The organism is Thioclava sp. GXIMD4216 (assembly GCF_037949285.1).
Taxonomy (GTDB): Bacteria; Pseudomonadota; Alphaproteobacteria; order Rhodobacterales; family Rhodobacteraceae; genus Thioclava; species Thioclava litoralis.
On the sequence record NZ_CP149926.1, the window covers coordinates 2,328,107 to 2,350,736 of the forward strand.

General features: G+C 62.2%; 18 protein-coding genes. 2 read left to right on the forward strand and 16 right to left on the reverse strand.

The window, feature by feature from the left end:
• Positions 1–32 precede the first annotated feature (32 nt).
• The 14 genes from murB to WDB88_RS11425 all read right to left on the reverse strand — a co-directional run bounded on the left by murB (position 33) and on the right by WDB88_RS11425 (position 16,994).
• Positions 33–965 (reverse strand): UDP-N-acetylmuramate dehydrogenase, encoded by a 933-nt coding sequence (gene murB, locus WDB88_RS11360; RefSeq protein WP_339107787.1) that lies wholly within the window; start codon positions 963–965, stop codon positions 33–35.
• Between the two features lie 82 nt (positions 966–1,047).
• The gene (locus WDB88_RS11365) at positions 1,048–1,314 is read right to left on the reverse strand and encodes a DUF2484 family protein (RefSeq protein WP_339107788.1); all 267 of its coding nucleotides are present in this window, start codon (positions 1,312–1,314) and stop codon (positions 1,048–1,050) included.
• Positions 1,315–1,608: 294 nt separating this feature from the next.
• Positions 1,609–3,039: a UDP-N-acetylmuramate--L-alanine ligase gene (gene murC / locus WDB88_RS11370; RefSeq protein ID WP_339107789.1), complete on the reverse strand. Its 1,431-nt coding sequence runs from the start codon at positions 3,037–3,039 to the stop codon at positions 1,609–1,611.
• Positions 3,036–4,139: a UDP-N-acetylglucosamine--N-acetylmuramyl-(pentapeptide) pyrophosphoryl-undecaprenol N-acetylglucosamine transferase gene (locus WDB88_RS11375; protein ID WP_339107790.1), complete on the reverse strand. Its 1,104-nt coding sequence runs from the start codon at positions 4,137–4,139 to the stop codon at positions 3,036–3,038. Before WDB88_RS11375 ends, murC begins: the two co-directional genes overlap by 4 nt.
• Positions 4,140–4,150: 11 nt before the next feature.
• On the reverse strand, positions 4,151–5,320 hold the full coding sequence (gene ftsW / locus WDB88_RS11380) for a putative lipid II flippase FtsW (RefSeq protein ID WP_339107791.1): 1,170 nt from the start codon (positions 5,318–5,320) through the stop codon (positions 4,151–4,153).
• A 243-nt stretch (positions 5,321–5,563) separates the two neighbouring features.
• Positions 5,564–6,964, reverse strand: coding sequence for a UDP-N-acetylmuramoyl-L-alanine--D-glutamate ligase (gene murD / locus WDB88_RS11385; RefSeq protein ID WP_339107792.1), 1,401 nt, complete (start codon positions 6,962–6,964; stop codon positions 5,564–5,566).
• A gap of 99 nt (positions 6,965–7,063) precedes the next feature.
• Positions 7,064–8,146, reverse strand: coding sequence for a phospho-N-acetylmuramoyl-pentapeptide-transferase (gene mraY, locus WDB88_RS11390; RefSeq protein WP_339107793.1), 1,083 nt, complete (start codon positions 8,144–8,146; stop codon positions 7,064–7,066).
• Between the two features lie 13 nt (positions 8,147–8,159).
• Positions 8,160–9,593 (reverse strand): UDP-N-acetylmuramoyl-tripeptide--D-alanyl-D-alanine ligase, encoded by a 1,434-nt coding sequence (gene murF / locus WDB88_RS11395; RefSeq protein WP_339109529.1) that lies wholly within the window; start codon positions 9,591–9,593, stop codon positions 8,160–8,162.
• The gene (locus WDB88_RS11400) at positions 9,590–11,080 is read right to left on the reverse strand and encodes a UDP-N-acetylmuramoyl-L-alanyl-D-glutamate--2,6-diaminopimelate ligase (RefSeq protein ID WP_339107794.1); all 1,491 of its coding nucleotides are present in this window, start codon (positions 11,078–11,080) and stop codon (positions 9,590–9,592) included. Before WDB88_RS11400 ends, murF begins: the two co-directional genes overlap by 4 nt.
• A gap of 198 nt (positions 11,081–11,278) precedes the next feature.
• Positions 11,279–13,084: a penicillin-binding protein 2 gene (locus WDB88_RS11405; RefSeq protein ID WP_339107795.1), complete on the reverse strand. Its 1,806-nt coding sequence runs from the start codon at positions 13,082–13,084 to the stop codon at positions 11,279–11,281.
• A gap of 1 nt (position 13,085) precedes the next feature.
• Positions 13,086–13,472, reverse strand: a complete 387-nt coding sequence (locus WDB88_RS11410) for a cell division protein FtsL (RefSeq protein WP_339107796.1) — start codon at positions 13,470–13,472, stop codon at positions 13,086–13,088.
• Positions 13,469–14,497: a 16S rRNA (cytosine(1402)-N(4))-methyltransferase RsmH gene (rsmH, locus tag WDB88_RS11415; RefSeq protein WP_339107797.1), complete on the reverse strand. Its 1,029-nt coding sequence runs from the start codon at positions 14,495–14,497 to the stop codon at positions 13,469–13,471. The genes WDB88_RS11410 and rsmH overlap by 4 nt, the downstream gene beginning before the upstream one ends.
• 3 nt (positions 14,498–14,500) lie before the next feature.
• Positions 14,501–14,938 carry a transcriptional regulator MraZ gene (locus WDB88_RS11420; RefSeq protein ID WP_339107798.1) on the reverse strand — a complete coding sequence of 146 codons (438 nt, stop codon included), beginning with the start codon at positions 14,936–14,938 and terminating at the stop codon, positions 14,501–14,503.
• Between the two features lie 988 nt (positions 14,939–15,926).
• Positions 15,927–16,994: an Mrp/NBP35 family ATP-binding protein gene (locus tag WDB88_RS11425; protein WP_339107799.1), complete on the reverse strand. Its 1,068-nt coding sequence runs from the start codon at positions 16,992–16,994 to the stop codon at positions 15,927–15,929.
• A gap of 277 nt (positions 16,995–17,271) precedes the next feature.
• Here WDB88_RS11425 and WDB88_RS11430 point away from each other — a divergent pair, with 277 nt between their 5' ends.
• Together WDB88_RS11430 and rlmJ are read left to right on the forward strand one after the other, a co-directional pair.
• Positions 17,272–17,475, forward strand: coding sequence for a DUF1127 domain-containing protein (locus WDB88_RS11430; protein ID WP_339107800.1), 204 nt, complete (start codon positions 17,272–17,274; stop codon positions 17,473–17,475).
• A 593-nt stretch (positions 17,476–18,068) separates the two neighbouring features.
• Positions 18,069–18,848 carry a 23S rRNA (adenine(2030)-N(6))-methyltransferase RlmJ gene (rlmJ, locus tag WDB88_RS11435; RefSeq protein WP_339107801.1) on the forward strand — a complete coding sequence of 260 codons (780 nt, stop codon included), beginning with the start codon at positions 18,069–18,071 and terminating at the stop codon, positions 18,846–18,848.
• Here the strand turns inward: rlmJ and WDB88_RS11440 are convergent.
• Positions 18,845–21,265 carry a UvrD-helicase domain-containing protein gene (locus WDB88_RS11440; protein WP_339107802.1) on the reverse strand — a complete coding sequence of 807 codons (2,421 nt, stop codon included), beginning with the start codon at positions 21,263–21,265 and terminating at the stop codon, positions 18,845–18,847. The two genes, rlmJ and WDB88_RS11440, sit on opposite strands and share 4 nt — an antisense overlap.
• Positions 21,266–21,469: 204 nt before the next feature.
• A complete protein-coding gene (gene folE2, locus WDB88_RS11445) occupies positions 21,470–22,561 on the reverse strand; it encodes a GTP cyclohydrolase FolE2 (RefSeq protein WP_339107803.1) in 1,092 nt (363 codons plus the stop codon).
• Positions 22,562–22,630: the final 69 nt, after the last annotated feature.

Consider the following 22,630-nt stretch of genomic DNA (forward strand, 5'->3'; position numbering starts at 1 on the left):
TACTGCCAAAAGACGGCCCTTCTTCTATGGCCTTATCTTTCTCCGACGCGCATGATTTCCCACTGTAGCTCAATTCCGCTGTTGAGCAAAACCTTTTTGCGAACCTCTTCCCCCAAACCTTCCAGATCGGCGGCACTGGCACCGCCCGCGTTGATCAGGAAGTTGGAATGCATTTCAGACATTTGCGCCCCGCCAAGACGGGCCCCACGCATTCCGGCATCGTCGATGACTTTCCACGCCTTGAGATCATGCACGTCATCGGCCCGCCCCGTAGAGCTGAACCCCGACGGATTGCGGAAGGTCGAACCTGCGCTGCGCTCCTTGCTGGGCTGGGAGGCGTCACGCTTGGCGATCTGTTCGGCCATGCGCGCTTCGAGATCGGCGGGTTCGGCGGGGAGCCCCTCGAACACGGCATCGGTGATCACCCAGCCTTCCGGCAGCGCGCTCTGGCGATAGGCCAGATGCAGATCGGCCGCATGAAGGCGACGTGCCTCCCCCGCCCGCGTGACCACACCGATTTCCACCAGATGGTCGGCCACATAGGTGCCATAGCACCCGGCATTCATCCGCACCGCGCCGCCGACAGAGCCGGGAATGGTGCGCAAAAAGGTCAGATCCACGCCGCCTGCTGCCGCCTTGCGGGCCACATGCGCATCCAGCGCCGCAGCGCCCGCCCGAATGCGCGTGCCTTCGATCTCGATCCCGTTGAAGCCACGGCCCAGACGGATCACCACGGCGCGCAGCCCGCCATCCCGCACGATCAGGTTCGAGCCGACGCCCATCGGAAACACCGCAACCGTCTCCGGCAGCCCCGCCAGAAACGCGCAAAGATCGTCCGTATCGGCAGGCTGGAACAGCCAATCGGCCGGACCACCCACACGCAGCCATGTCAGCTCGGACAATGCGCGCTGCGGCGTCAGGGCACCGCGCGGCTGATAGGAAGAGGGAGAAAGCATATCGGTCATACAGGCGTTCCTAGCGAAGCCCTGTCAGCACGGCAAGCCCTCGCGCTATTTATCCCGATTTATCGCAAAAGGCGGATCGCGATCAGGCGTCCTGACGGTTGTCCGCCGGACGCGGCTCGGCATGCAGGCGGGCAATCAGCCGGTGCAGCGGCCAACGCAGGACCGACATCCCCGCCGCCAGCACCACCAAGCCCCAAAGCGGCCCCTGCTGATAGGTCACCGCCCCGAGGATCGGCACCCCTGTCACAATCAGCACCCAAGCCGCGACCCAGTGCCAACGTTGCGGCCCCATCGCCAGAACCGAGGCAAAGACACCCCATAGGCAGGCAAGGGTGAGCGAGAGTGACATTATGACGGCTCCATTCCTCTGATATCGGCCTTGGACTTCGGGTCTCTGGTGACGGGACCCCGCGTCGGGTCCGGCTGCCGGAAAACAGATGCTGGCCCCCTGCAATCGGGTTGCTGGCAAGAAATGGCCGGCCCATGACAGACCGGCCCAGTGCGACATCCTGACCGGCGGACAGCCCGGACATCGTCCAGAGACAAAACATGTCTCTGTTTTTCAACGCGCAATACGCCGGTTTCCGACGGCATGCGCCACACTTGTCAAACGCCCACCCCCTTCAAAGGTCGACGAAACAGATCAGGCGCCCAGCTTTGCCGGAAGCCCGTTTGCCCAGGTCGAAATCGTCCCTGCCCCGAGGCAGACCACGATATCGCCGGGGCGCGCCTGTTCACGCACCAGCCGCGCCAGATCGTCCTCGGACAGGATCGCGCGGGCATGGCGGTGACCATGCTGGATCAACCCCGCCACAAGGCCCTCGCGGGTCGCGCCCTCGATCGGGTCCTCGCCCGCCGAATAGACCTCGGCGATGGCCACCACATCGGCCTCGTTGAAGCAGGTGCAGAAATCATCAAACAGCGAATGCAGGCGCGAATAGCGGTGCGGTTGATGCACAGCAATCACCCGCGCGCCGGGCGTGCCCGAAACAGCCTGACGGGCCGCCTTCAGAACGGCTGCGATTTCAACGGGGTGGTGGCCGTAATCATCAATGATCGCCACGCCGCCCAGAACCTCGCCCACCTTGGTGAAGCGGCGGTTCACGCCCTTGAAATTGGCCAGCGCCTCGCGGATCTCGTCGCGCTTCATGCCCAGATGGCGGGCCACGGCCACAGCCGCCAGCGCATTGGACACGTTATGGTCGCCGGGCATCGGCAGGGTGCAGCCCTCGATCAGCTTGGCGCGGCCTGCCTCATCATGTTCCTCGCCCTGAAGGGCTATGTCGAAATGCGCGATCCCGCGTTCATAGCGCAGGTTCAGCGCGCGCACATCGGCCTGAGCGTTAAACCCGAAGGTCGTCACACGACGGTCGGTCAGCTTGCCCACAAGCGTCTGCACCTCGGGATGGTCGGTGCAGCAGACCGCCAGCCCGTAGAAGGGGATATTCGAGACGAAATCGTAGAACCCTTTGCGCAGGGCATCGAAATTGCCCCAATGCTCCATATGCTCGGGGTCGATATTGGTGACAATCGCAATCGTCGCCGGAAGCCGGTTGAACGAGCCGTCGGATTCATCGGCCTCGACCACCATCCACTCGCCCTCGCCCGCCCTCGCATTCGAGCCATAGGCATGGATCACCCCGCCATTGATCACGGTCGGGTCGAAATTGCCCTTGTCCAGCAGGGTGGCCACCATCGTCGTGGTAGTGGTTTTGCCATGCGTCCCCGCAATCGCGATATTCGAACGCAAGCGCATCAGCTCGGCCAGCATCTCGGCGCGACGCACAACCGGCAGGCCACGCTTGCGCGCCTCTTCCAGCTCGGGATTGCCGCGCTTGATCGCGGAAGAAATCACCACGACCCCCGCATTGCCGATATTCTCGGCGCGCTGGCCCTCATAGAAAGTGGCGCCCAGCTCTTGCAGCCGGTCGGTGATCTTGGAGGCTTTCGCATCCGATCCCTGCACCGTAAAGCCTTGGGTCAAAAGCACTTCGGCGATGCCAGACATGCCGATCCCACCCATGCCGATGAAATGAATCGGGCCAAGTTCACCGGGTAGTTTCGTCGCGTTCATCGCGCGTCTCCTGTCAGTTGTTCCACCATATCCACAAGCCGTGCCGTGGCATCGGTGATGCCATAGCTCTGGCTTGCGCGCGCCATCTGCAAGGCGCCCTCGGGGTTTGCAAGCACCAGGGCCACCTGTTCGGCCAAGGTCTCCGGGGTCATACGGCTTTCGGGGATCACAATCGCACCACCAGCCTCGGTCAACCCTTTGGCATTGGCGCTCTGATGGTCGCCCGCAGCGGCGGCGAAAGGCACCAGAATAGCCGGACGCCCGACCACCGAGATATCGGCCACCGACGATGCCCCCGAGCGCGAGATCACAAGCTGCGCCTCGGTCAGACGGCGCGGCACATCATTGAAAAACGACTGGACCTCGGCGGTGATCCCCGCCTCTTCATAGGCGGCAATCACCCGCTCCAGATCTTCGGGCCGCGCCTGATGCGCCACGCGCAGATTGCGCCGGATCTCGGGCGGCAGCAGGGCCAGTGCGGCAGGCACCACATCCGACAGGATGCGCGCGCCCTGTGACCCGCCCATCACCAGCAGCGACATGGGATAGTCTCCCGGTACGATATAGGGGGCCCCTGCCCGCTCCAGCACGGCCCCGCGCACCGGATTTCCGGTATGGATTGCCCGCACACCGGCAGGCAGGTCGGTCGGCCAGGTGCCGCAGGCCACCGCATTCACCTTGGGGGCGAATTTGCGGTTGACCTTGCCCATCACGCCATTCTGTTCATGGATCGCACGCGGCAGCCCCAGCAACTGTGCCGAAGCCAATGCCGGAATCGTCGGATAGCCGCCAAAGCCCACCACAGCGGCAGGTTTGTCCCGCAGGTTGCGCCCCACCGCCGAGGCGATACCGCCCAGAATTTTCAGCGGCACCAGCAGACGCGCCAGCAGGCCCCCGCGCGAAAACGTCGCCGAGCTGACCTGTTCCACCTGCACCACATGCGGAAAGCCGCCCGCATAGCGCGCGCCGCGATCATCGGTGGAAAGCTTCACACGCCATCCACGGCGCACCATTTCCTCGGCCAGAGCCTGCGCGGGGAACATATGCCCCCCCGTGCCGCCTGCCGCGATCAGCAATAGAGGTGCCGCCTCCTGTGTCATGCCAGCCCCTCTCAACCGCGTTTGTTGCGCGCCAGAATATCCGAAATCTGCCCCTGCGGGCGCGAGCGGGTCAGCGCGAGCAACATGCCCACGGCAATCCCCGAGGCGATCATCGACGAACCGCCATAGCTGACAAAGGGAAGCGTCATGCCCTTTGCAGGCAGAAGACGCACGGCCACGCCCATATTGATAAAGGCCTGCACCCCGAACGCCGCGGCCAGACCACAGCCTGCCAGACGGGTGAAGGGATCACGCTCGCGCATCAGACGCAGCATCGAGCGCATGACGACCGTGGCATAGAGCGCGATGATGATCAGCACGAGGATCAGGCCGTATTCTTCCGCAGCGACCGCGATGATAAAATCGGTATGCGCATCGGGCAGCGACCATTTCACTGTGCCCTCGCCCACGCCCACGCCAAAGAAGCCGCCCTCCTGAATGGCGTTGGTGGCATAGCCGATCTGGGTACGCGGATCGACCTCCGAGGACAGGAAGCCATTGATACGGCGGGCAAAGTGGTCGGAAAGGTTATAGGCGGTAAAGCCCCCGATGGCTGTCAGCCCCCCGATCGAGACAAGCAGCATGATCGGCGCGCCCCCGACGAAATACATCACCATCCACGAAAAGAGGATCAGCGAGGCCTGACCGAAATCGGGCTGCATCGCAAGGATCAGCACGATGATGACCATCAGGATGAAGGAATATAGCCGACCGGGCGGGCCTGCGATCTCGTGGGCCGCCGCCATGAACCATGCTGCGGTCACAATGAAGGCAGGCTTGAGAAATTCCGAAGGCTGCACGGATGCAAAACCGAACGAGAACCAGCGGATCGCCCCCTTGCCGAAATCCGTGCCGACGAAGGGCAAGGCCAGAATGGCGGCAAAGCAGGCAAAGAAGGCCAGCACGCCCACACGTCGCACCTGACGCGGGCTCATCATCGAGGTCAGCAGCATGGCAACGATGCCCGCACCGCCAAAGAAGGCCTGACGCTTCACATAGTAAAACGCCTCAAGACCGTTCTTCTCGGCCAGCGGCACCGAGGCCGCAAGCCCGAGAAGCATCCCGATCCCGAACAGGATCAACACGCAAGACAGCGCCCATTTGTCAAGGGTCCGCCACCAGCGTGGAAGTACAGGTTCACCGACGCGCGAAGGCGCGGTGCCGAAAACCATATCTGTCATGGGCTGTTACTGCCGTACTGCCTCGAAAAAATGCCCGTTTTCCGGGTCTGCCTTCGATGCTAGCGCAATTTATGCCTTATGGCCAGATAAACTATGTCCGATTTACGGCGCATTTCGCAGGATTTCGCCACGAGATTGCCGCGATCTGTGCGCCAGAACGCGCGCCGCTCCTACTCAGGAAAAGGCATGGCCATCCCATAAAAGGGAAAGCCTCATTTATACAACGGAAAACCTTTGCGATTCTCAGTCGGCCAGCGCCTCAACCAGCGCGACAAAATGCTCACCGCGCTTTTCGAAGCTGCCATACTGGTCGAAGCTGGCCGCCGCCGGTGCCAGCAGCACGGTATCTCCGGCCACCGCATCGCGCGCACAGGCCGCCACAGCGGCGTCCATCGTTTCGCAGATCTCATGGTCCAGCCCCGTCAGCTGCAAGGCGAAATCCCGCGCCGAGTGGCCGATGAAATAGGCCTTTTTCACATGTTCGAGATCCTTGGCCAGCGAGGCAACCCCGCCCTCTTTCCCAAGCCCGCCCGCAATCCAGCGGATATTCTTGAAAGCCTGAAGCGCCTTGGACGCACTATCGACATTGGTCGCCTTGGAGTCGTTGACCCACGCCACCCCGCCTTTCTCGGCAACGGTCTGGCTGCGATGGGGTAGACCGGCAAAGCTGTGGAAAGCGGCCTCGATCTCGCGCGGAGCAAGCCCGATGGCGCGCAGTGCCGCAAAGGCCGCACAGGCATTCTGGTGGTTATGCGCCCCCGGCAGCCCCTTGATCGCGCGCAGGTCGATAGAGGCCACCTGCCGCCCCTTGCGCCATTCGGCCAGAAACCCCTTGCGCGCGAAAACCGACCAGCCCCAATCGCCCAGCTTGCGCGACACGGCAATACGGATCAGCCGGTCATCCTCGCGGTTGGTGGCGATCTGATTGGCCAGATAGACCCCTTCGGGTTCATCCACCCCGATCACCGCCCGATCCGGCCCGCCCTCGGCAAAGAGCCGCCGCTTGGCCGCAAAATAGCCCCCCATCCCCGCATGGCGGTCCAGATGGTCCGGCGACAGATTGGTGAACACCGCCACATCCGGCGTCAAGGCCCGCGCCAGATCGGTCTGATAGCTCGACAATTCCAGCACCACCACATCGCCATCCTCGGCAGGCTCCAGATCCAGCACACCGCGCCCGATATTGCCCGCCATCTGCGACCGACGCCCGCAATGGGTCAGAACATGATGGATCAGCGCGGTGGTGGTGGATTTGCCATTCGATCCGGTCACACAGATCGTCTTCGGGGCCACGTCGAAGCTGTCCCAGTCCGGCCCCGCCCAAGAGCGGAAGAACAGCCCGATATCGTTATCCACCGGCACACCCATCTGCATCGCCTGTGCGATAATCGGGTTGGGATGCGGATAAAGATGCGGAATCCCCGGCGAGACCACCAGCAAGGCGACATCCTCGAAAGCCCCCGCCTTCGACAGATCGCGGCAGACAAACCCCGCCGTCTCCGCCCGCGCGCGGCCCTCCGGACTGTCATCCCACGCCAGCACCTCGGCCCCGCCCGCCTGCAACGCTGCCGCTGTCGCCAGCCCAGAACGGCCCAAGCCCAGAACGGCAATCTTCTGCCCCTCGACACCGCGTACTGCAATCATGACAAAACCCTTCCCATGTCGCCTGTTTCCAGCTGCCCGAAATATCCTCGGGGGTGAATTGGGCCGCAAGGCCCAAAAGGGGGCAGACAGCCCCCTCTCTTAGCGCAGCTTCAACGTCGCAAGACCGATCAGCGCAAGGATCAGCGAAATAATCCAGAACCGGATCACGATCTGGCTCTCCGCCCACCCCTTCTTCTCGAAATGGTGGTGGATCGGCGCCATCAGGAACACCCGCTTGCCGGTGCGCTTGAAATAGGCCACCTGAATGATCACCGACATGGCCTCCACAACGAACAGCCCGCCGACAATCGCCAGAACGATCTCGTGCTTGGTGCACACCGCAATCGCCCCGATCGCGCCGCCAAGCGCCAAAGACCCCGTATCGCCCATGAACACCGCCGCAGGCGGCGCGTTATACCACAAGAACCCAAGCCCCGCGCCGATCAGTGCCGCCGTAAACACCAGAATCTCGCCGGTGCCGGGCACGTAATGCACATCCAGATAGGAGGTGAAATCACTCCGGCCCACGATATAGGCAATCGCCCCCAAAGTGCCTGCCGCGATCATGGCGGGCATGATCGCCAGACCGTCCAGACCGTCGGTCAGGTTGACCGCATTGGCCGCCCCCACGATCACCAGCATCGCAAAAGGCACGAAGAGCACACCCAGATTGATCAGCACATTCTTGAATACCGGCACCGCTAGTTGTCCCGACAGATCTGCCGGATGCAGCCATGCCGCCCACACCCCCGCAACCGCCGCAAGCAAAAGCCCCAACCCCATCCGCACGCGCCCGCTGACGCCTTTGGTATTCTGCTTGGAGACCTTTGCGTAATCATCGGCGAACCCGATCAGCGCATAGCCCACCGTCACCATCAGAACCAGCCAGACATAGCCGTTATCCAGCCGCGCCCAAAGCAGCGTAGACACCAGAATGGAGGCCAGAATAAGCAAGCCCCCCATGGTCGGCGTACCGGCTTTGGCCAGATGGCTTTCCGGCCCGTCGCTGCGGATCGGCTGCCCTTTGCCCTGCGTGCGACGCAGGAAATTGATCAGTGCCGGACCGAACAGGAACCCGAAGATCAACGCGGTAAAAAACGACGCTCCCGCACGGAAGGTCAGGTAACGGAACAGGTTGAAGAGGTCGCCCCCGTCCGAAAGATTTGTCAACCAATAGAGCATTCCGTCTTATCCTTTATATCTCGGTCGAAACCGGCTGACCAAGCTTACGCAGCGCCTCGACAACAAGGCTCACCTTCGACCCCTTGGAGCCTTTCACCAAAATCACATCGCCCGCATCGACCAGATGGCGCACGCGGCTGACCATGTCCTGCGCCGTTTCATACCACTCGCCGCGCTTGGCTGCAGGCAGCGCATCGCGCAAGGCCGCCATGCGCGGACCGACCATATGCACCACATCGATCGACGCCATTGGCGCCAGACGCGCCAACCCCGCATGCATCTCCGCCTCGCTCGGCCCCAGCTCCAGCATCTCGCCCAGAATGGCCACACGGCGGCCATGCTTGACCCGCCCCACACCATCTTGCGGCATCTGGGCGGCCAGCATTTCAAGCGCCACCGCCATCGAGGTCGGATTGGCGTTGAAGGCATCATCAAACAGATCGATCCCCTGTTCGGGGTTGATCGGGTCAAACAGCACCCTCTCGCGCGTGCCGCGCCCCGCCGGTGGCACCCAATGCCCCAGATCGATGGCCGCCACCGCCTGCTCGCAGCCAAGCGCCGCGCAGGCGGCAATCGCGCCCAAAGCGTTGGAAGCGAAATGCCGCCCCGGGCTTTGCACCTTGAAAAGCAGATCCTGCCCGCGCGCATCAGCCTGCACCACGGTAGTATCGCCATGAATATCTACCCTGACCAGCCGGTAATCTGCCGCCTCATCCGCCCCGAACGTCACCACCTCGCCCGCCGCTTTCGCCGCCTGCATCAGCACGTCCGACACCTCAAGCCCCAAGGGCACGACACAGGTGCCCCCGGGCTCCAGCCCCTCGAAGATCGCCGCCTTTTCACGGGCAATGCCGAAGAGGTCGTCGAATGCCGCCAGATGGGCCGCAGCCACCGTGGTGATCATCGCCACATGCGGACGCGCCATCCGCGCCAGCGGCGCGATCTCGCCCGGATGGTTCATCCCGATCTCGATCACCGCGAAATCGGCATCGGCCGGCAGGCGCGCCAGCGTGATCGGCACCCCCCAGTGATTGTTGAAAGAGGCCTCGGCCGCATGGGTCTTGCCCTGCCCCTTGAGCACCTCGCGCAGCATCTCCTTGGTCGAGGTCTTCCCCACCGACCCCGTCACCGCGATGACCTTCGCGCCAGAGCGCGCGCGCCCCGCACGGCCCAGATCCTGCAGCCCCTCCAGCACATCCGCCACAAGCACCAGCGGATCGGCCTCGCTACAGCCTTCGGGAATACGCGACACAAGCGCCGCCCCCGCCCCCTTATCCAGCGCCTGCCGCACGAAATCATGCCCGTCGCGCGCCGCGGTCAGCGCCACGAAAAGATCCCCCCGCGCAATCGTGCGGGTGTCAATGGAGATCCCGCCGATCTGTGCGTCAAGGGTGGCCCGTCCCCGCGTGGCACGGGCAATCTCGGCTGTGGTCCAGAGTGTCATCAGATTTTCCCATCCAGTGCAGCCACCGCAACCGATGCCTGTTCGGCATCATCGAACGGATAGACATCCGTACCGATCACCTGCCCCGTCTCATGGCCCTTGCCCGCAATCAGAAGCGCATCGCCCGGTTCCAGCTTGTCGACCGCCAGCAGGATGGCCTCGGCACGGTCGCCCACCTCGATTGCGGTCGGGCCCGCGCCCTCCATCACCGCCGCGCGGATCAGGGCGGGATCTTCGGTGCGCGGGTTATCATCGGTGACAAAGACCATATCGGCATGATCGGTCGCGGCCCTGCCCATCAGCGGGCGCTTGGTCCGGTCACGGTCCCCGCCCGCCCCGACGATCACCACGATCTTGCCCAGCACATGCGGACGCAGCGCGCTCAGCGCCGTGGCCACCGCATCGGGCGTATGGGCATAATCGACAAACACCGTCGCACCGTTCTCGCGCACCGCGACTTGCTGCATCCGCCCCCTGACGGTCGTCAGATGCCCCAGCGCCTGCACCACAGACAGAGGGTCGGCCCCGCAGCCGATCACCAGCGCCGCAGCCGTCAGCACATTCATCGCCTGGAACTCGCCAATCAGTGACAGGCGCACCATCTGCGGCTTGCCCTCCCATGCAAAGCGCACATCCTGCCCTGTGGCATCGGGACGCTTGCCCAGAAGCCGCATCTCGCATTCTTCACCATGCCCCACACGGATCACCCGCTGCCCGCGGGCATGGGCGATCTCGGCCATTGCCTCGCCTTTGGGGTCATCCATATTGATCACGGCCACCCCGTCTTCCGGCAGGACACGGCCGAACAGCCCCGCCTTGGCCGCGAAATAGTCCTCGAAGGTGGCGTGATAATCGAGATGGTCTTGCGTGAAGTTGGTAAACGCCGCCGCGCGCAGGGTCACACCATCCAGCCGCTTCTGGGCCAGACCATGCGACGAAGCCTCCATCGCGGCATGGGTGATGCCGGTCTTGGCCATCTCGGCCAGAAGGCGGTGCAGCGTGATCGGCTCGGGGGTCGTGTGATTGGACGGGGCGGAATAGGCCCCCTCTACGCCGGTGGTGCCGATATTGACCGCCTCATAGCCAAGAACCTGCCAGATCTGGCGGGTGAACGTGGCCACGCTTGTTTTCCCGTTGGTGCCGGTCACCGCGATCATCGTGGCAGGCTGCTGCCCGAAAAACAGCGCCGCCGCATAGGCCAGCGCCTGCCGCGGATCTTCCGCCACAACCAGCGTCGCCCCCGCCTCGGAGAGAGCCGCCTGCACCAGCGCCGCCCCCGCGCGGTCGGTCAGAACGGCCACCGCACCTTTGGCCAGCGCGGCAGGCACGAAATCGGCCCCATGCACCTTCGTGCCCGGAAGGGCTGCAAAAAGATGACCGGGCCGGACCTGACGACTGTCGACCGAAAGCCCTGTAATCTGGCGGTCCCCCCCCGAATGCGGGGTCAGCCCCAATGCGATCAGGCTCGATTGCGGCACATCTGTCGGCATGATTATGGCTCTCTGTTTCAATTTCGGCGCGCGGCGAAAAGGGTGCCGGAGATGACGCGCCTTCCGTCAAAAGCGGCCCCTGCCCCATAGGCTTCATTTATCGCGGGCAAGTGGACAAGGTCAACGCATCGCCTGCCTGCCGCCCGACCGTATCGGCAAATTCCGACCGGTGCGGACAGGCCCCGCGACCTGCCCCGATCACTCGTCGGCGACCGTCTTCTCGCCCGGCTTCTTGGTGACCTGAATACCGGCAATCTGGTCATGCGCGGGCATCGGGCGCAGGCCCAGAAGCGGGGCACAACGGCGGATCACCTCGGCGGCCACGGGCACAGCGGTCCAGCCTGCGGTGCGGCGCGGGATCGGGCCGGAATTGTCCGAAGGCTCGTCCAGCGTCAGCACTAGCACATATTTCGGATCCGAAATCGGGAACGCGCCGGCAAAGGTGGCGATGACCTTGTCGTCATAATAGCCGCCCGTCGGCTTTACCTTATCGGCGGTGCCGGTTTTGCCGCCCACCTCATAGCCCGGCACATTGCCGAACGAGGCCGTCCCCTGCGTCACAACGATCCGCATCATCGCCAGTGCCTTGCGCGACACATCATCGCTGATCACCCGCTCGCCATGACCTTTATCCACCCCCGCCAGAAGTGTGGGTTCGACGCGGATACCATGATTGGCAATGGTGGCATAGGCCGCCGCCAGATGCAGCGGGCTGGCCGCCAGACCATGCCCATAGCCGATGGTCATCGCCGAAACATCTCCCCATTTCGGCGGCAGTTGCGGCTGGCCCGTCTCGGCCTCGATCAGCTCGACCGAGGTCGGTTTGAGAAAGCCCAGCTTGGCAAGAAACTTCTTCTGCGCATCGGGGCCGAACATCTCGACAATATGCGCCGTGCCGACGTTCGAACTGTGTTTGATAACATCGGTCACCGTCAGATGGGCACCGTAATTGTGGAAATCGCGGATACGGAACCGCCCGACTTTCATCGGCGACTGGCTATCGACGACGGTGGTAGGGGTCACCAGCCCCATCTGCATCGCCTGCGAGACCGCAAAAATCTTGAAGGTCGAGCCCAGCTCGTAAAGCCCCTGAACCGCGCGGTTGAACAGCGGGCTGTCGGAGGCATCGCCCGTGGTCAGCGGACGCGGGCGTTTGTTGGGGTCGAAATCGGGCAGGCTGGCCATCGCCACGATCTGGCCGGTCTGCACCTGCATCAGGATCGCGGTGGCGCCCTTGGCATTCATCAGCTTCATGCCGCCGTCCAGAATTTCTTCCAGCGCCGCCTGCACGGTCAGGTCGATCGACAGCCTCAGCGGCGCGCCCTTATTGGCCGGATCGCGCAGCCAGCTATCGAATTCTTTCTCGACACCTGCCGTCCCCACGATCTCGGCAGAATTCACCCCCTCGGCCCCGAAGCGCGACCCGCCCAGAATATGGGCCGCCACGGCACCATTGGGATAAAGCCGCATCTCGCGCGGGCCGAACAACAGCCCCGGCTCGCCGATATCATGCACGGCCTGCATCTGCTCGGGCGAGATCTTCTTTTTGATCCAGACGAATTTTCGGTTGCCGGTGAAATCCTTCATCAGCCGGTCATGGTCAAGATCGGGGAAAATCTTGATCAGCTTGTCAACCGTACCCACAGGGTCCACCATCATCGGCGGCTGTGCATAAAGCGCATGGGTCACAAGATTGGTGGCCAGCACGCGGCCCTCGCGATCGACGATATCGGCCCGCTGCGCATGGATGCCCGAAGGGGCGGCCGCGCGCGGCTCGACCGGCTCGGAGGCCGCAAGCGAGCCCATACGCACGCCCACAACGGTAAAGCCCGCCACAAAGGCGAGCCCCATCACCAGAAGCCGCCCCTCGGCACGCACCCGCGCACGGTCGCGGGTGGCCTCGCCACGGATGCGGGTGTTCTCGCGTTCGATATCGTCGGGGTTCTCGCCGCGATTGCGGGCCGAAATGATCTTTGCCAAAGGCCGGAGCGGAATGCGGATCATCTTACAACCCCTCTTTTGGTGCCTGCCCGTTTTTCGCCGCCTGACCGTTCTGCGCCAAGACATCCGGCTCCTGCGGGGCATCCGGATCCGCCATCTCGACCGGATTCGGATAGGGAATTTCCGACACGGTGGCGAATTGGTCGGCCTGTAGCGGCAGAAGCTCGAGATCGGTGAAATTCAGGTTCACCAGTTCCCGCAGACGATCGGGCCGGTTGAGATAGGCCCATTCGGCATGCAGAACGCCCAGACCCTCGTTCAGCGACGCGATCTCGCGATCCAGTGCGCGCAGCTCGTCCCGCTTGTCCTGAGTATCGTAATTGACGCGATATGCCCAGAAGGCCAGCCCCATCACACACAGAGCCGTTGCAAGATAGATCAACGATCTCATCGAGTTCTCCGTTTATGCGGCGTGGCTTTGCCAGCGGGTTCCAGAACAGGGGCAGGAAGCCCCAGCGTGCTACGGTCCGCCGGTGCGGCGGGGGTATCAAGACGACGCGCGACTCGCAATTTGGCCGAACGGGCGCGCGGGTTGTCTATAAGCTCTTCTTCGTCCGGAGGAATAGCCTTTGAGGGCTTATCAAAGCCCGGCACGGCGGATTTCTGCACTGGTGCATAGCGCGAGCCCTGCCCGCCCCCGCCAGAGCGCGCCTGCAAGAAGCGCTTCACAACACGGTCTTCCAGCGAATGGAAACTGACCACAGCCAGAAGCCCGCCCGGTTTCAGCGCGCGCTCGGCGGCTTCAAGCCCCTCGATGAGTTGACCGAATTCATCATTCACCGCGATGCGCAGCGCCTGAAAGCTGCGGGTCGCCGGATGCGACTGACCGGGCTTGGGGCGCGGAAGCGAGCGCTCGATCACCTCGACCAGCTGTTTGGTCGTAGCAAATGGCGCGATCTCGCGGGCTTTCACAATATTGCGGGCAATCCGGCGCGAGGCGCGCTCCTCGCCATAATGATAGAGGATATCGGCCAGCTCCTCCTCATCCAGCGTATTGACCAGATCGGCCGCCGACGGCCCGCTCTGCGACATACGCATATCCAGAGGGCCGTCCTGCATGAAGGAGAAGCCGCGCTCGGCCTGATCGATCTGCATCGAGCTGATGCCCAGATCCAGCACCACGCCATCCACACGCCCCTCGGGCGCGATCTCGGCGGCATAGTCATCCATCTCGGAGAAGGTTCCATGCACCAGTTGCAGCCGGTCGCCATAGTCTTTGCGCCAGCTTTCGGCCATATCGAACACCATCGGATCACGGTCCACACCGATCACCGTTGCTGCACCTTCCGCCAAAAGCCCGCGCGAATAGCCGCCCGCGCCGAAGGTGCCATCAATCCAGATGCCCTCGACAGGGGCCACAGCCTTCAGCAAGGGACGCAGAAGAACCGGAATATGCGGACGGCCAGGCGCGCTCATGGTTTAGGCCCCCAAAAGCGAGAGCGGGTCGAAATCATCGCCCATCTCGTCGATCCATTGATCCACATTGGCCTGATCGGCATCCTCGAAGGTCTCGGGCTTCCATATCTCGAAGGTCTCGCCGACGCCGGCGAAATAGGCCTCGTTCTCAAGACCGATCTTTTCGCGCAGGAATGCCGGAAGGACCATCCGGCCATCCGGATCGATCTCCAGCGGTTGCGATTTGGACAATACCATACGTTGCAGGATGGTACGGTTTTTCGAGCCGCGCGGCAGGGCCGCGATATCGGCCGCAAGCGCCTCGAAGGCGCTTTGCGTGTAAACCGTAAGCATTTTCTGATTGTCGGCCCCGTAGACGATCACCATGCGGGGGCGGTCCTGATTGGGGCGGCTCGGGTCACCGTCGGCCAGTTCTTGGCGATACGCAGCCGGGATCGACATGCGACCCTTGCTGTCCACCTTGAAGGTGTATTCGCCTATGAACATGCCCGCCAATTGCGAACCCTCTCCTGCCCCTCTCGACGCACCTTCTGCCTCTGGCCGTCGGGTGTATTGGCGACCCCGAAGGGTCAGAATGAAAACGGCGGATTGAGCTGCTGCCACTGCCCAATCCGCCGCCCTCGTTCCCATCTCTGGGCTGTCCGACTGCGCGCGCCACCTGGGGGGATGTCTGCTCGCTCGCGCGCCGGATCTCTCTTTTTCGCGTCAGGGGGTGCCTGTATGAAACTGCTCTTTTCGCCGTGAGGTCTTTGTGCCTCTATGTTCCCGCCTTTGCGATGAGTTAGGGATGCCACGGGAATTTACGGGAGGCAATAGGTTTTTAGCTAACAGTTGGTTAATGACCTTGGACAACTCTGTGGATAAGTTAACCTTCTGAGAACATGAGGGGAACGGCATAGTAATAAATCGTGGTTTTGTGAGATTCAGACACCAAATCTAGTAATAAAAAAACTTTTGCTTAATCCCGCCAAATCCCAAATGGCGGAGCGCAATGTCACCCAAAAACCACGGGTCCAGAACTTATTAACTATTTATTAACCACTATCACCGGAGCGTGATCTCTCGTGATCGGCCACCAGAGTCAAGCCCAACTCACCCTCGGAATTCGCCAAAAATTAGGCAAAATGCGCCATTTTTTATGATGCAACTGCGGGAGAAGGGGAATATGCGCGAAGCAGTTCCGCTGCGTCACGGGAGATTAACCGGCCAACCGTACCCCGAATCGGAAGCAGGGCCACTATCTCCCCAGTCAGAATCAGAATCGGCCGGCCTCGCCAGAAGCCGACCATTTCCCGTCATTTCCCGTCCCGCGAATTCCCGTGGCCCGTTCCCGTGAATTCCCAGCGGGGTCCCGCCCTGCCCCCGCCACGGCTTTGCCGGATCGGGCGACACGGATCGGCGTTCTCGGGCGCCGGACCGGACCGGCCCTTCAGCCCGCCAGATCCGCGACCCGCGCAAGCGTCGCGGCCAGCCCCGCATAAGGCGCCGCCACAGCGGTTTCGCCCGCCGCAACAGGGGTCCCCGCATCTGCGGCCAGACGCACCTCGATATTCAACGGCAAAGACCCCAAAAGCGGCAGACCAAGCCGCGCGGCCTCCTCGGCCACCCCGCCATGACCGAAGAGATGCGCCTCATGGCCGCATTCCGGGCAGATATAGGTGGACATATTCTCGACCAAGCCCAGCACCGGCGTGCCAAGACGCTTGAACATATCCAGCGCCTTGCGCGCATCCAACAGCGCGATATCCTGCGGGGTGGACACGATCACCGCGCCGTCAAGCTTGGTCTTCTGACACAGGGACAGCTGGATATCTCCCGTTCCGGGCGGCAGATCGATGATCAGCACATCCAGCGGCCCGTAATGATCCCATTTCACCTGCCCAAGAAGCTGCTGCAGCGCCCCCATCAGCATCGGACCACGCCAGATCACCGCCTCGTCCTCTTTCAACATGAACCCGATCGACATCAGAGTGACCCCATGCGCCTGCAACGGCAGGATCGTATGGCCATCGGGCGAGGCCGGACGTTTGGACACCCCCATCATACGCGGCTGGGAGGGGCCGTAGATATCGGCATCCAGCAGCCCGACCTTTACCCCCTGACGCGCCAGCGCAACCGCAAGATTGGCGGAAACGGTCGATTTCCCGACCCCTCCCTTCCCCGACCCTACGGCGATCACATGTTTCACCCCCTCCACCGGCAGCGGACCGGACTGCTTCTTGGGATGCCCGCCAATGGTCGGCCCCTTCGCCCCTGCAGGTCCGGCGGCGGGGATCACAATCGACAGGCTCTTGAGATCCGGCAGAGCCTTCAGCTCGACCTCGAGCCGCGACCGGATCGCCTCCAGCTCGGCCTGCGGTGCCCCCTCCAGCACGAATCGCACCACACCCGCCTCGACTGCCAGCGCGTGAATCAGGTTGCGCTCTGTTACGGTGCCGCCTTGCGGCAGCCTGACCTGCGCGAGGGTTGCCAGAACGGTGTCTTTGGTGAGTGTCATCGGGGCCTCCAGAACTCGAATTTCGCCGACTGTGGCCATTTGGACGCGCTGTTCAAGCCCCCGAAACGCCCTGCCCGCCGTTTTCCCGCAACCATGACGGGGCACACGCAATGAAATATCCGAATCCAGGGGGAAATAGGTCAGAATGTGTTATGCACTTTCCGCATGACGGGCTTGCCGCCGTCACCATTGTGCGAACGCGGCATTTTCGCCATGTTAGCGACAACAGAAGGCGAAAACGCCACGAACGCAAGCACGAACCCAAAGGAATACGCAAATGGCAGTAGCAACTGAAATCCGCCAAGACCGCCGTGGCTTTGGACTGATCGAAGCCCTCAAGGACGCGATCGCTCGTCGCAAACTCTATAACGAAACGCTGGCCGAGCTGCGCTCGCTCTCGACCCGCGAACTGGATGATCTGGGCATGAGCCGCGCAATGCTGACCCGCGTTGCTGCAGAAGCCGCCTACGGTCGTCACTGAACATAAGCTTCCATAGGCTCCCTCCTCCTCCCTGAGCCTTAGGAATGGGCGGCAGTCTCCTCCTCCTCCCTGAGACCGCCGCCACCCTTTACAGGCCCTGTTGCGCCACAGCCGGATACGCCGATCTTCCTCCTCCTCCCTGAAGATCGCGTTTGTGAAGTCGGCGGTTCCTCTTCTCCTCCCTTGGGGAACCGCCAGACTTCTCTTTCGGCTCGAGACGCCGCCGATGGTCTTGAAACACGGGAAGCCTCTTCCCATTTGCATACGGACAGCCCGCTCCTCCTCCCTAGGGCTGATCGTTTCGCGGTGTTCTCCTCCTCCTCCCTGAGGACACCGCATCAGATACCGCGCCTCACTCCTCCTCCCGAGGCGCGCGTTAGGACCGGTTCTCCTCCTCCCTGAGAACCGTTCCGTTTCCAAGGGCCCTCACTCCTCCTCCCGAGTGCCCTGGTCTACAAGAACGGCGATGCCCCTCTCCTCCCGGGCGTCGCCGTTTTTCTTTAATTCCCCCGAATCCGCCCCTTGTTCACGCGCCCCCTTGCGCCACGGCCCGTATCGCGGCATCACCGCCCAAACGACCGGGAGCCTTTGCCATGCTGTCCTATCAACACGCCTATCACGCCGGAAATCTGGCAGACCTGCATAAACATGCGCTGCTGTCGGTGATGCTGGACTATCTGACCCGCAAGGATAAGCCGCTGAGCTATCTGGAAACCCATGGCGGGCGCGGGCTGTATGACCTGTCGGATGCCTCAGCGGTAAAGACAGGCGAGGCCGCCCAAGGCATCCAGCGCCCCGAGGTCGCGGGCTGGTTCAAACCCGATCATCCCTATGCCCGCGCAATTACTAAGACCCGCGAAGCCCATGGCCCCGATGCCTATCCCGGATCGCCGCTGATCGCAGCGACCCTCCTGCGCGAGATCGACAGCCTTCAGGTCTGCGAGCTGCATCCGCAGGAATATCAGGCGCTGTTTCCGGTGATGAAGCGCCATGCGCGGTTGCATAACAAGGACGGGCTGGAGATGGCTGTGGCCATGACGCCCCCCACGCCGCGGCGCGGGCTGATCATGATCGACCCCTCATGGGAGGTGAAAACCGACTATACCGCCATCCCCAAACTGATCGACAAGCTGGTGACGCGCTGGAATGTCGGCATTATCGCGCTGTGGTATCCGGTTCTGGAAAACCGCGCGCAGGCGGGAATGGTGGCGCGGCTTGTGGGTCAATACCCCGAGGCGCTGTCCCATGAGGTCCGCTTCCCGCCCGCCCGCGAGGGGCATGGGATGATCGGGTCGGGGATGTTCATTATCAACCCGCCCTTCGGGTTGGATGGCGAGGCGAAACGCCTCACCAAACTGTTCAGCACGCTTTAAAACGGCACATCATCGGCGCTCTCGGCGGGCACCACGAAAGAGGCGATCAGCTTCTTCGTGCCCGCCATGTCGAATTCGACCACCAGCTTGTCGGCCTCGGTACCCATGACCTCGCCATAGCCGAATTTCTTGTGGAACACGCGGTCGCCGATATCGAAATCATTCTCGACGGTGACGGCACGCGGGCGCGAGGGCGTCTGGCTGTGCACCCCACGGCTTTGCAGCCGCTTCCAACCGGGGGAGTTATAGACATCGGCACTGGCCGCGCGCGCATCGATCTGGCTGCCCAGCGTCGAGGGCGCGCCCCCGCCCAGACCGGGCGGCGTCATGACATCCACATGATCCGAGGGCAGCTCATCGATAAAGCGCGAGGGCATCTGCGATTGCCACTGGCCATAGACCCGACGGTTGCCCGCAAAGGAGATATAGCAGACCTCCTCGGCGCGGGTGATGCCCACATAGCCCAGACGGCGCTCTTCCTCGAGCCCCTTCATCCCCGATTCGTCCATGCTGCGCTGGCTGGGGAAAAGACCATCCTCCCAACCGGGCAGGAAGACCACCGGAAACTCCAGACCCTTGGCACCATGCAGCGTCATCAGGGTGACCTTGGCCTCGGTATCTTTCGATTCGTTATCCATGATCAGCGCGACATGCTCCAAGAACCCCTGAAGGTTCTCGAATTGCTCCAGCGCCTTGATCAGCTCCTTGAGGTTTTCCAGACGACCCGGAGCCTCGGGGGTCTTGTCGTTCTGCCACATGGCGACATAGCACGAGTCCTCCAGAATTTCCTCGGCCAGACGCAAGTGCGAATGATCATTGGCCGGCGGCACCGCATCTTCCAGCACCTCGAACAGATCATCATCGTCATCGGCAGGGCTGCGTGCCGAGGCAGGCGAGGCCGCCCTCACGACCTCATTCCAACGATCGACATTGGCCACAAAGGCCCGCAGCTGCCCTGCCCCCTTGCCGCTGATCCCGCCCTGAGCCAGCAACAGCCGCGCGCCTTCCAGCAGGCTGACACCATTCTGACGCGCCTCGATCTGGATCTTCTGCTGGGCCTTATCTCCCAAGCCCCGTTTGGGCGTATTGATCACCCGCTCGAAGGCAAGATCATCCTCGGGGCTGATCGCAAGCCGGAAATAGGCCATAGCATCGCGAATCTCCATGCGCTCATAGAATCGCGGGCCGCCGATCACGCGGTAAGGCATGCCGATGGTCAGAAAACGGTCCTCGAAGGCGCGCATCTGATGCGAGGCCCGAACCAGAATCGCCTGATCCTCCAGGCTATAGGGCGCCATGCCCCGCGTACCGCGCGACAAAGCCTCGATTTCCTCACCGATCCAGCGCGCCTCTTCCTCGCCATCCCAATGGCCAATCAGCCGGACTTTCTCGCCGCCCTGCTCCTCGGTCCAGAGCGTCTTCCCCAAACGCCCCTCATTGCCGGAAATCAGCTGCGAGGCCGCCGCCAGTATATGTTCCGTCGAGCGGTAATTCTGTTCAAGCCGGATCACCTTGGCGCCCGCGAAATCGCGTTCAAACCGCAGGATATTGCCCACCTCGGCCCCGCGCCAACCATAGATCGACTGGTCGTCATCGCCCACACAGCAGATATTCTTATGCCCCTGCGCCAGAAGCCTCAGCCAGAGATATTGGGCAACGTTGGTATCCTGATATTCATCCACCAGAATATATTTGAACCAGCGCTGATAGCGTTCAAGCACATCAGGAAACTTCTGGAAAATCGTGACCATATGCAAAAGAAGATCACCGAAATCCACGGCATTCAGCGTGCGCAGACGTTCCTGATATTGCGCATAAAGCTCCGACCCGCGGTGATCAAAGGCCGCCGTATCGCCCCCTGTCACGCGATCCGGCGTCAAAGCCTTGTTCTTCCAGCCGTCAATCAGCCCCGCCAGCATCCGCGCAGGCCAGCGCTTCTCATCCATATTGGCCGCAATAATCAACTGCTTGAGCAAGCGGATCTGGTCGTCGGTATCCAGAATGGTGAAATTGGTCTTCAGCCCAACAAGCTCTGCATGGCGCCGTAAAAGCTTCACACAGACCGAGTGGAAGGTCCCAAGCCACGGCATCCCCTCGATCGAGCCGCCCAAAAGCGCCCCGATCCGGTCCTTCATCTCTCGCGCGGCCTTATTGGTGAAGGTCACGGCCAGAACCTCATTGGGACGCGCCCGCCCCGTAGTCATCAGATGCGCAATCCTGCAGGTCAAAGCCTTGGTCTTACCCGTCCCCGCCCCTGCCAACATCAACACAGGCCCGTCCAGAGTCTCCACTGCTTCACGCTGCGCAGGGTTCAAACCGTCAAGATATGGCAGCGCACGCGGCACAGCCCCAGCCATTGCACGCGCAGACAGGCTGACCGCGCCTTCAAATGCGTCATCTTCGTCAAATCGCGCCATGTTCCGGCCCCAAGCGTTCTACCATTGTTCCCGTCATAGCAAAGATGCCCGTCGACCAAAAGGGGGCTCTGCCCCCGTCGCTCGTTCCGAGCGCCTCCCCCGGGATATTTTAGGCAGCTGGAACTAGGGCGCAAACGCTACATTCCAGCTGCTAGAAATATCCCGGAGTGAATTGAGCCGCAGGCTCAAGAGAGGCAGAGCCTCTTACCCCCCGTGAATCAGGCTCGCAAACAATCGAGGGTCAAGGCTTTCGGATGCAAAGACCGACCCTTCTGTCAGCACCGCAACTGCATCATGGCTGTGCAGGCTTTCCTGATGGCTGGCAACAACACGGAAGTCGCCGATACGCGGATCTGCTTTCAGACCTTCGGCCAGCACTCTTACGGCATCTTCAACGAAGATCGGATGAGCGGCATTCAACTCGGCGAAGGCCTGTTCGTCTTCCCGCTTCACCATGACTTGCGTTTCAGTGGGTATCTGGCGGCGGGCAATCGCGATCAGATCCTCGAACCACAGGCGCTCACCCGGCAGCGTCTCCACCGAGATTCGTGCCACAGAACGCTGGGAGTGTGGTGTCGCCAGTTGCCCGCGTTGCGAACGCGCGTGCTCTGACAGTTCCAGCGAGCAGGGGCATGTCGAGCTATAGACATAGTCCAGATGCATGATCTTGCGACGCTGGCCGCTATGTTCGATCAACTCCAGAGCGATATCGTAATATTGCCAGCCCGACAGCCCCGAGCGTAGGCTGTCGCGCCGCATCGGGTAAGAGAACGCCATCGCAAGGCGCGCATCGAAGCTTTCGAGGTCGGCCTTATAATCGTCCAGCACCCCCGCCATCACATCCAGCGAGAAATCCGTCTCGGAATGGGCATAGAAGGACCGCATGATGCGGCTCATATTGATGCCTTTTTTCTCGGCCTCGAGGCTGACCGTACCGGTGACCGAGGTTTCCAGCTCGCGCTCGCCCCCGTCGCGGCGGCGGTAACGGATCGGCAGGCGGAAATTCGAGATCCCCACATGGCCGATGCGCGCCTTGGCCCCTACAATCAGCGAGGACGGCCCGTTCTGCAGATCGGGCATTGTGGCCTTATAGGCCTCATCCACGGTAAAATCGTGATCGTAGCGGCGCGTGAGATCCGGATAGTTGGCCACTTCCCGCCCGGGCAGGAGCCGCGCAATCGCCGGATCCAGTGCGGCTACTTCTTCCGGTGTGACGGAAGCCGCCCAATCCCGCAACTCGTTCAAAGCTGCGCGGGCACGTTCCTGACGGGCATCAATACGGCGATCGACGTTCATGGGATTTGTCCTTTCCGTAGATCGCACAGATAGGGTGGCAGATGTGATCATGCCACCCTTTTAACGACA